Source organism: Arthrobacter sp. MYb23, assembly GCF_002979775.1.
Classification (GTDB): domain Bacteria; phylum Actinomycetota; class Actinomycetes; order Actinomycetales; family Micrococcaceae; genus Arthrobacter.
Genome location: NZ_PCPR01000007.1, coordinates 188,539 through 198,124 on the forward strand (window position 1 = coordinate 188,539; position 9,586 = coordinate 198,124).

At 60.9% G+C, this 9,586-nt stretch carries 9 protein-coding genes; 4 read left to right on the forward strand and 5 right to left on the reverse strand.

Translation table 11 applies throughout. The annotated features are described in order from the left end of the window. Positions 1–45: 45 nt before the first annotated feature. Genes CQ020_RS10520 through CQ020_RS10530 form a run of 3 tightly spaced genes read left to right on the forward strand, consistent with a single transcriptional unit; the run spans position 46 to position 2,765 of the window. Complete coding sequence (locus CQ020_RS10520; protein ID WP_105691791.1) at positions 46–1,011, forward strand: ABC transporter ATP-binding protein; 966 nt, start codon at positions 46–48, stop codon at positions 1,009–1,011. Beyond that, positions 1,008–1,772, forward strand: coding sequence for an ABC transporter permease (locus CQ020_RS10525; protein ID WP_105691792.1), 765 nt, complete (start codon positions 1,008–1,010; stop codon positions 1,770–1,772). Before CQ020_RS10520 ends, CQ020_RS10525 begins: the two co-directional genes overlap by 4 nt. Before the next feature lie 48 nt (positions 1,773–1,820). Continuing rightward, positions 1,821–2,765: a heme A synthase gene (locus CQ020_RS10530; protein WP_105691793.1), complete on the forward strand. Its 945-nt coding sequence runs from the start codon at positions 1,821–1,823 to the stop codon at positions 2,763–2,765. Positions 2,766–2,771: 6 nt separating this feature from the next. On the opposite strand, the gene CQ020_RS10535 is transcribed toward CQ020_RS10530, so the two are convergent. From CQ020_RS10535 to CQ020_RS10550, 4 genes are read right to left on the reverse strand one after another with little or no spacing between them, the layout of a single operon-like run. Beyond that, positions 2,772–4,733 (reverse strand): ATP-binding cassette domain-containing protein, encoded by a 1,962-nt coding sequence (locus CQ020_RS10535; protein WP_105691794.1) that lies wholly within the window; start codon positions 4,731–4,733, stop codon positions 2,772–2,774. Further along, positions 4,730–5,914, reverse strand: a complete 1,185-nt coding sequence (locus tag CQ020_RS10540; protein WP_146116648.1) for a hypothetical protein — start codon at positions 5,912–5,914, stop codon at positions 4,730–4,732. The genes CQ020_RS10535 and CQ020_RS10540 overlap by 4 nt, the downstream gene beginning before the upstream one ends. Continuing rightward, positions 5,901–6,827 carry a hypothetical protein gene (locus CQ020_RS10545; RefSeq protein WP_181151839.1) on the reverse strand — a complete coding sequence of 309 codons (927 nt, stop codon included), beginning with the start codon at positions 6,825–6,827 and terminating at the stop codon, positions 5,901–5,903. The genes CQ020_RS10540 and CQ020_RS10545 overlap by 14 nt, the downstream gene beginning before the upstream one ends. Next, positions 6,814–7,194, reverse strand: a complete 381-nt coding sequence (locus CQ020_RS10550; RefSeq protein ID WP_146116649.1) for a peptidase inhibitor family I36 protein — start codon at positions 7,192–7,194, stop codon at positions 6,814–6,816. The genes CQ020_RS10545 and CQ020_RS10550 overlap by 14 nt, the downstream gene beginning before the upstream one ends. Before the next feature lie 222 nt (positions 7,195–7,416). On the opposite strand from CQ020_RS10550, the gene CQ020_RS10555 reads away from it, so the two are divergent. Next, positions 7,417–7,965, forward strand: a complete 549-nt coding sequence (locus tag CQ020_RS10555; protein WP_105691798.1) for a TOPRIM nucleotidyl transferase/hydrolase domain-containing protein — start codon at positions 7,417–7,419, stop codon at positions 7,963–7,965. Positions 7,966–8,088: 123 nt separating this feature from the next. Here the strand turns inward: CQ020_RS10555 and CQ020_RS10560 are convergent, their stop codons facing one another. After that, positions 8,089–9,051 (reverse strand): heme o synthase, encoded by a 963-nt coding sequence (locus CQ020_RS10560; protein ID WP_024821026.1) that lies wholly within the window; start codon positions 9,049–9,051, stop codon positions 8,089–8,091. Positions 9,052–9,586 lie beyond the last annotated feature (535 nt).

The following is a 9,586-nucleotide window of genomic DNA, read 5'->3' on the forward strand; positions in this document are numbered from 1 at the left end:
GCAAGCCGCCAACTGTGACCGTACTACTTCCCGTAGAATACTCTGGTGCGATCCCCCGATTCCCCAGTCCTCACCATAGACGGACTCGTTAAGGATGTAGGCCCCCTGGCCTCCCTTGACGGCAAAATGCTCAGGGTGGTTAGCGGACTGTCCCTCGTGGCCGAACGCGGCCAGGTAACTGCCTTACTGGGGGCAAACGGTGCGGGTAAGACCACCACACTGGAATGCGCCCAAGGCCTGCAGAAGCGAACTGGCGGCAGCATCTCCCTGCTTGGCGCGGACCCGGATACAGCCGGTGCCGACCTGAGATCCCGCGTAGGTGTGATGCTCCAGGACGGCGGCCTCCCGCCGTCGGCCCGTCCCATCCCCTTGCTGCGGCACGTCGCCGGCATGTATCAAAAGCCAATGAACGTTGACGCCTTGGTGGAACGGCTGGGAATCAACCAGTTCAGCCGAACCAGCGTGCGCCGTCTTTCCGGTGGCCAAAAGCAGCGGCTGGCTCTGGCGGCAGCACTGGTGGGCAATCCTGAAATCCTGTTCCTCGACGAACCCAGTGCCGGCTTGGACCCACAGTCCAGGCAGATGGTTTTCGATCTCATTGCCGAGCTCAGGGACGCCGGGATGGGCATCGTCCTGACAACACACCTGATGGATGACGCGGAGCGTCTGGCGGACTACGTCTACATCATCGACGGCGGTCACAACGTGGTTGAGGGAACGGTGGCCGAGCTGCTCCAGCACGATCACGCCGGGGACTCTGCCATTACTGACAGGACGCTCTACTTCGACGCACCGGGCGGACTGGACTTTGCCGGCGCCTTGGGGCCCGGCCTCCAGCTGACCGAGACACGCTCCGGAAGCTACTCCATTACAGGCGCGATCACACCAAGAGACCTTGCATCATTGACGGCGTGGTGGGCTGAACAGAACATCATGCCTGCCTCGCTGCGGTTGGAAGCCCGCAGCTTGGAAGACGTGTTCCTGGACATTTCCGGAAGGGACCTCCGATGAGCAAGCTACTTTCCCCCAACGCCGGCCCAGCTTCGCTGCCGCGCCGAATCATGCAGCAAGGCCGCTACGAAACCATCACCATGCTGCGCAATGGTGAGCAACTCATCCTCGCTGTCGTACTGCCGTTGATGGCACTCGTGGGCTTGACAGTGACTCCATTGCTCGACGGTCTCGGCGGATCCCGCGTAGACGTCGCCACGCCTGGGATTCTGGCGCTGTGCGCCATGTCCACGGCCTTTACGGGCCAGGGTATCGCTACTGGTTTTGATCGCCGATACGGAGTTCTCCGCTTCCTTTCCACTACTCCCCTTGGCCGTGGCGGGCTTATCGCGGGCAAGATCCTCGCCGTGCTGGTAGTCCTGTTTCTTCAGGTGCTGGTGGTGGGCGCAGTTGCGGGCCTGCTCGGGTGGCAACCGCGGTTGGAGGTATGGCTTCCCGGGCTCGGGCTGTTGGTTCTCGGCGCTGCCGCCTTTACTGCCTTGGGCTTGCTGGTGGCCGGTACTGTGCGCCCGGAAGCTACCTTGGCGATCACCAACCTTCTGTGGATCCTCCTCGGGGCCTTGGGCGGCATCGTGGTTCCGGCCGATCGATTGCCCTCCTTGCTACAGGGCATCGTCCATTTCCTTCCTTCCGGGGCCTTGGGCCAAGCACTCAGGGATGCCTTCCTGTTGGGCATCGTTCCTTTCCCCGCCGTTCTAGTCCTCCTGCTGTGGACCGTTCTGGCCGGCGCCGCGGCCATCCGATGGTTCAAGTGGAACTAACCAATCAAGGCACCAACCACCAACGCAGAACTGAGAAGTGAGAAAACTGTGAGCACGGCATCGCGCCTACCGAAAACCGTCCAGCGATTGACGTCCAAGCTGCCGACCGAGGTCAACAAGACCGTACGCCGCCTGGCATTGTTCTCACTCATTGGGCAGACAGTCCTGGTGGTGACAGGTGGCGCCGTGCGACTTACCGCTTCCGGTCTGGGTTGCCCAACGTGGCCGCGCTGCACCAGCGACTCGTTGGTCAACACTCCGGAGATGGGCATTCATGGGTTCATAGAATTCGGCAACCGCCTGCTGACCTTCGCCCTCGCCGCTGTTGCCGCCATGATGTTGGTGTACTTGTGGAACCTTCGCAAGGAGCGCCGGGACCTCTTCATGCTCGCCTTGGGTCTGCTTGCCAGTATCCCGGCGCAGGCTGTGATCGGCGGAATCACCGTTCTGTCCGGCCTCAACCCCTGGGTTGTCGGCCTGCACTTCCTGGTCTCCATGGCCTTGGTGGTCTTTGCAACGCTTCTTGTTAACAGGGCCTACGGGCGGACCGGCCGCTTCATGAACCGCACCCTGCCGTCCCTTCCTTCGGTCGCCCGCCCTTTGATGCTCGCTGTTGCAGTTTTCTCGGCGCTTTCGGTGATGCTCGGCGTCGTTGTTACGGGAGCCGGGCCACATGCCGGAGATGCAGATGCGCCCCGCAACGATCTCGACTGGGATCTCTTCTCCCACATCCACGCTGTGCCTGCTTACCTCATCACCGCCGGAACGTTGCTCGCGGTGTTTCTGGTGGTGCGCTACAAGATTGGCGGACCGTTCCGCACGGCGGCTTACCTCTTGTTGGGCGTAACCCTGCTTCAGGCTGTCATCGGCTTTACCCAGTACTACAACGGCATCCCGGCTCTGTTGGTTGGTGCACACATGTTCGGTGCAGCAGTGCTGATGAGCGCCGCCACCAACGCGGCTGACATAGCGAAGCACAGCCCGGCTGGCTAGCTCTTTCTAGGCCCGGATGAGTTGGGCCGGGTTGGATCGCGACGCCACGAGAGCCGGGTAGAGAGCGGACAGCGTTCCGCTGGCCATACCGGCTCCTATTCCCCAGAATGAGGCGTACCAAGGGATGACGGCTGCCCAGCCCTCAGCGGAGGCGTAGAGCAGGACCGAGCCCATGCCCACTGCTGCCCCGGCGGCACCACCCAAAACGCCAACCACGGCACCTTCCAGCAGGAACATGCCAGCCAGTGGCCACCTCCGCATGCCCAATGCCAGTCGAAGCGCAATTTCACTCGACCGGGCCAGGACGCCGAGGTACATGGTGGTTCCCGCACTCAGGCAGGCGATGGCCAGGAGGACAATGGAGACAATGCCCACCAGCCTCCCCAGATCAGCGTTAACTCCTTGTTTGAGGTCCCGTAGGTCTGCCACGGTCTGCACCTTCACCGCGCCCGTCTCCGCAGGACTCAACGCCTTAGGCAGCGCCTCCGCGATGGCCGCTGGCATGCCCGAAGCTGTCCTTAGGACCAGGCTGGCTGCCACTCTATTGGTCACTGGGTAAGACCCGACGCCCACCACCACCGACCCCGGAAGCAACGGATCCCTCCCCGGATTCTCGATGATGCCCACCACGGGAACCGGTTCACCATACAGCCAGACGACGACGTCGGGACCCGGTCTTGCGATTCCCAGTTTTCCGGCTGCGTCCTGACCAAGGATCGCGACCGGGCCTCCGAAAGAGTGATCAAGGAGGCTGGCATCACCGTAGGAAATGGTGGCACCTTGCAGTCGGAGATAGGCGGAATCAGCCACCCGGACTGCGCCGGTGAAGACAGGCTGTTCGGGAAAAGACCCAGGACGGAAGATGGAAGGCTGCACGATGGACGCCGATAGCTCGGCAATGACTCCGGCTTCCAGAACACTGGGTAGTTTCTTTGACCGCTCAAGATCGGCGGTCACTTTTTCCCACGAGGTGTATCCGCCCTCACGCGTAGCCCGCACTTCGTCGCTGGCGGCCGCGTCGATCCGCGCGGACACCTTGATGGCTGCACTCTCGCTCAGCCCCATGGCTGCTACGAGTCCTCCGCTTCCCAGCAGGAATGCCAGCACCAACAGAAAGGCCTTGGCCGGGCGGACCGTCAATGCAGATAGCGCATCCGCCACCACGTCTGCAGCTTCATTGCGGACCCGACGGACAAGGTGATGGGGAGCGGATCTGTCTCTTGGTGTAACTGGCGCATCCATGTGGACTGTAGCGGAACCAGTGTCGCCCACAATAAGCCCGTCCCGCATTGTGATGACCCGATCAGCGGCGGCAGCGATGCCAGGGTCATGGGTGACCAGGACAACGGTGGTTCCTGTGGCGTGAAGCTCGCGGAGATGGTCCAGGACAATACCGCCATTGACGGTGTCCAAGCTGCCTGTCGGTTCATCAGCGAGCACGATTCCCGGGGTTCCGATGACGGCACGGGCAATTGCCAGCCGCTGCCGTTCGCCCCCGGAGAGCAAGGAAGCGGGGATGGCCGCCTTATGCGCAAGGCCAAACTTGTGTAATGCGGGCATCACTAATCGCTTTTGGACGGTCAGGCCGATCCCCCGTGCACGCAGTCCGAGCACGGCATTACGCGCTGCCGCATCGCGTCCCACCATGTGCGAGTCCTGGAAAACGAAACCGAAGAGACTTGCGCGTCGCTCAGCTCGCTGCCGCTCGGTTAGGCCCGATACGTCGTTACCCTCCACTAAGTAGGTTCCTGCAGAAGCCGTGTCCAAAAGGCCGAGGACATTTAGTAGCGTCGACTTTCCCGAGCCGGAGGGGCCAACAATGGCTACGAACTCGCCCTGATGGATGTCGAGGTGCAGTCCGGCCAGGGCCTGCGCGCCGGAAAATCCGCGCTCGACGTCCCGCATGCTGAGAATCGGACGGCGTGGTGGTTGAGCGGCCGCTTCGCGGACATGGCTCTGTGAAGTCATTGCAACTGGACTTCGTCGCCGGGCGCCAAACCGTCAATGTCGGCAATGGCCGCCCACCCGTCCGCCTGCGCCAACACCTTTACCTTCACTCTTTGCGGCTCACCGCTCTTTTGCAGCACCACATAGGGCGCACCTTCTTCCTGTCGGACCGCGATCAGGGGTACGGCCAGGGACTCCGCGGCGGCGCTGCCCGCGGTCACGGTGACGGACTGGTCAGCGGCGAATCCCTGCGCGCCGGGTGGGACTGCAATCGTAATGTCCTTTCCGGGGATTTCGTTCTTGCTGTGGTCTCCCTCCAAAAAGTCGCTGACGTGCGCTACCTTGCTCTCGAGTACTGCGGAGCCTGCGCGTACAGTAACGGCCCCGCCTACAGGAAAACTCTCGGACTGGACAACGTCGGCGCGGGCAACAATGGAGTCGTCAGCAATCCTCACTTGGGCAACAATGCCATCCTCACCCAGGACCGATCCGTTGCCTGCCATGGCAGCGATTGTCCCTGTATCTCCAGGCACTTGAACGAATTCCTTCCATCGGAAAACCACGCCGTCAGAAGACTCCTTGATAGAAAGGGGCTGATGGTCCGCGTCCCCGGGTTTGATCGCTTTCGACGAAGGTGCCGCGGTTGGCGCTGTGTAACCGGCGGCTTTATACCAGTCGATCAAGGCATATCGCGTGCTCATGTCGAACGTATCCGTTGAGGAAACGGTGTAGCCAAAACTGGCCAGAGCGGTGTGCAATGCTGTGACGTCCGGGCCCGAATCACCCAGCTCGATGTCGCGGTATAGCGGCACACTGCTGGGCAGCAGGAGTAACGGCCTCCCTGACACAGCGGCCACCAACTGGCCGGGAGTCACCACGCTTCCGATCGCCTTTGGAGTCGCCGTTAGGACCAACCTGTCAACATCTTCGGAGGGGCTCGCTTTGATCGCGAATTGCGTACCCGCCACAACCTTCCCTGAGAGCACCACCTGTTTGATGACGGCGCGACGCTCTACGGTCGCGGAGACGGGGATCACCGTGGGGGTTGCCGCCGATGGTTCTGTGCCGGCAACGCTGCTCGCGCCAGTCCAGTACGCAGCGCCAAGGCCCGCAAGGACTACCACCAGTACTGCTGGAATGAGCCACCATCGCGGAACGCGCCTCATGGCGCTGCCCGGCGGGGTCACCTCAGAGTCTTGCATCAGCCACACCATGGTCCCGGAGTATTTGCTTGGCCCGTTCCACGGCGTCCGCCTTCTCTTCTGCCAAGGCGTTGAGCTCAGCCTGATGGTCCTTCATCTGCGCCGCCTGGTACTCAGCGAGAATGTCATAAGGTTTCCTGGCACCGCCGCTCGAGTCCTTGCAGTCAACCTCCAGGAGGGCAACACGTATCTCGCCTTCCTTGGTTCCGCCCGATTGAAGGCTCCACGAACCCTGTTCAGTCAGTGCCAGACCATTTTCGGCCAGGCAATTCTCCCAATCCTGCCGGAAGGTCAAATACTCGGGGTCGCGCTCCGTAAGCGCCACTGCGTTCCGCGTGATCTGGTTCTGGACTGAAGTGTCACCGACCAAACCCTCTAATAGTTCGGGCAGCCCGGCCCTTTCCACGGAGTTAGTGCACTTAGTTTCTGCCGCCTGGTGCTCCGCGCTGAGAACGGGGCGCTCGGGTTGCTCGTCCAACACACCAGCAATTATGCGGATCTCCGGCAGGGCACCGTTCTTCGCTGCCAACTTCCGGGACCATTGTCCATATCTGCCGTCCTGCAGGGCCTTGCCCCCGCCTCCCCAAGGAGCCACCGTGAAGCCCGCTTCTTCAACGCAGTCAAAAATGAGGGAGGCCACGGCAGAATTGACAATGACGTTCTCCCGATCCGAGTACCAGTACGCGCTCATGGGGAGCACAAGCTCGCCAGTGATTTCATTGAGGGAGGCCCTTGCCCCAGCTCCGGCGGAACGATCAACGGAGGGCAGGTTTACTGCCGGAGCCTCAGTGGGCGATGGTGCCGACGGTGCAGAGCAGGCGGTGTTGGATATCAACCCCGCCATCAACAACATCGCCAGCGCTGTTATGGACACCTTCTTGATGGTGGGCTCCAAGGGATTAACCCCAGACACTCGTAATTTCGTCGTCCCAGTTCCGGGTGGGAGTCATATAGAGACCGCGTAGATCATTCGAAGCGTTACCAGCGCGAAAGACAACACTGTCGCCTCTGAAGTTTTGGTCAACATAGAAATAGACATATGGCGAGTTGGGATCAGTGGGCGGCCCCACGTTGAGGGAGCTCGCCTTGTCGTTTGCATCCACTCCCACGTTGTACGTGACCCAGCCAAATGATCGCGTCGTTCCGGTGAACCAGTAATCGTCATAGAGGCATACTCGTGCGGTGGAGCATGCCGGGGCGGCCTGGGCTGCGGTTACACCGGTCAGTACCGAGGCTGAAGCAACTGCCAACACTCCAACGGTGCGCATGGTGTTTTTCATGAATATCCCCTAAGTTCGTGCGAGGCGGGACAGCTCTGTCCCGTCACGAACGCTAAGGGTTTGACGTCAGCACCTAGACGCGTTTTTAGCGAATTAGGTGGCGTTTAAGCAAGAATTAGGTGCCCAAAACCCCAAACTAGGTGCTGTGACATGGCTTCTAGGTGGTGAACGTTCAGACGGTGACCCTGAGACGTCACCGCCGGGGTCCTGCATACTGTTCCTATGCTGGCCACAACAGTCTTGGTAGAGGGCGAAAGTGACCGACTGGCGGTCGAGACACTGGCAGTCCGCCGGGGATATGACCTCGTGTCACAGGGAGTCTCAGTGGTTCCCATGGGCGGGGCAACCAGCATCGGCCACTTCCTGGATCGCTTCGGCCCGAACGGGGCCGGCCACCGGCTGCTTGGCCTTTGTGACGCGCGGGAATCCCCTGGCGTCGCCAGGGCACTTGCAAGAGCGGGGATTGGATCCGGTCCTTTGGAAGAGTTCGGGTTTCAGGTCTGCACTGCAGATCTTGAAGACGAGCTCATCCGCAGCCTGGGCGTTGATGTGGTGCTCAACGTGATTGCAAATCAAGGCGAGCTTGCATCGTTTGAGCTTCTTCAGCGTCAGCCGTCGCTGCGGGACGTACCTGTGGAAGCACAGCTGCGGAGGTTCTTTGGTGGACGAAGCGGCAACAAGATCCGGTACGCGCCACTGTTGGTTTCCGCATTACCGGCCGGAAAGGCGCCGCCTCCATTGGCCCGTTTGGTTGCATCGTTCGCCATGTGAGCGAGCGTTGGGTTAAAGCCCGAGGGAGGTGAGCGAGCGTTGGGGGAAGGAAAAGCGCGACGTCGGCACTCAGGTGAGTGCCGACGTCGCCCTTTTGCTTGAAGACCTGCAGTACCTCGGAGGCTAGCCGCCTACGATAGCTGAGCCAATGAAGGGGTCAACGGCCAATGCGATGAAGAGCAATGTCAGGTAGCTGATGGAGCCGTGGAAGACCTTCATGGCGCCCTTGTTGGAAACGTCGCCACCCTGTGCGCGCTTGTACAGAGCGTGGCTTTCGTAAAGGAACCAGGCCCCGGCGGCTACGGCGACGATTGTGTAGACCCAGCCGGCCCCACCCACGGGCACCATCAGCAACGAGCAGGCAACCATGGCCCAGGCGTACAGGACAACCTGGACTGAGACCACTTTGGCTCCGGCGATGGCGCCAAGCATAGGCACCTTGGCGTTGCGGTAGTCCTCGCCGTAACGCATGGACAGGGGCCAGTAGTGCGGAGGTGTCCACAGGAAGATCACCATGAAGAGCACGATTGCGGGCCACTCGACGGTGTTGGTGACGGCGGCCCAGGCGATCAGGACCGGGAAACAGCCGGCTGCTCCGCCCCACACAATATTCTGGGCCGTGCGGCGCTTCAGGATCATGGTGTAAATAACCACATAGAAGACGATGGCACCGAGGCCGAGCCAGGCCGACAGAGGATTGGCACCGAACCACAGGATGGCGATCGATGCCGCCCCGAGAATCCAAGCGAAGATGAGGGCTTCGCGAGGCGTCACTTCACCGGTGACCAGCGGACGCTTTTCGGTACGGTGCATCAGTTTGTCGATGTCGCGGTCGATGTAGCAGTTGAAGACACCAGCACTGCCTGCAGCGAAAGCGCCACCTACGAGGGTTGCCAGGATCAGGCCGATGGACGGGAAGCCGCGCTGGGCGAAGATCATGGTGGGGAGGGTACTGACCAGGAGCAGTTCGATGACACGGGGTTTGGTCAGTGCCAGATACGCCTTGAACTTACGGGACATTCCAAGGCTTCCCCGGGCCGGGGACGCGTTGACGGGCGTATCAGTTGTGCTCACGGCGGCAGTCACTCTGTTCTATGCTCTGGGGTTCTCACAGCGGCTGCCGTCCCTGTTGTCGAAAGCAAACACGGGCGCATGAACCGCTGGTGGCCTCCAAATATCATACCGTGGCCGGAAGTGGCCCGTTGTCCGCAAAATTCGTCAATGTTTCAGAATCTTCACTCCTTCGCCGGGCCATGGTGATTCATATAAGGGAATTTCTGTCCAGTTAGTGGGATTCCCTGAGTTCCATGACACGTTTAGGGCTAAGCTGTTGAGCAGATCAGCACACGTTGACGATCCGGGAAACCGTATTCTTGGATATCCGTGCGTCTGGATGAGAGATCAACGTTTCAATGGTGAACGGCTGGTAGACACATTGCAGCGGGCGCCATCCTGTGCTTCCTGCGTGCCGTGTCCGTACGCCTGCCGTCAGCACAGAGAGGGGCTCGGTTTTCGTGCCACATTTGGAAGAGCAAGAACTGTCATGGACCGATCTGGACAAGAAGGCAGTTGACACCGTTCGCGTGTTGGCCGCCGACGCCGTGGAGAAGGTCGGCAATGG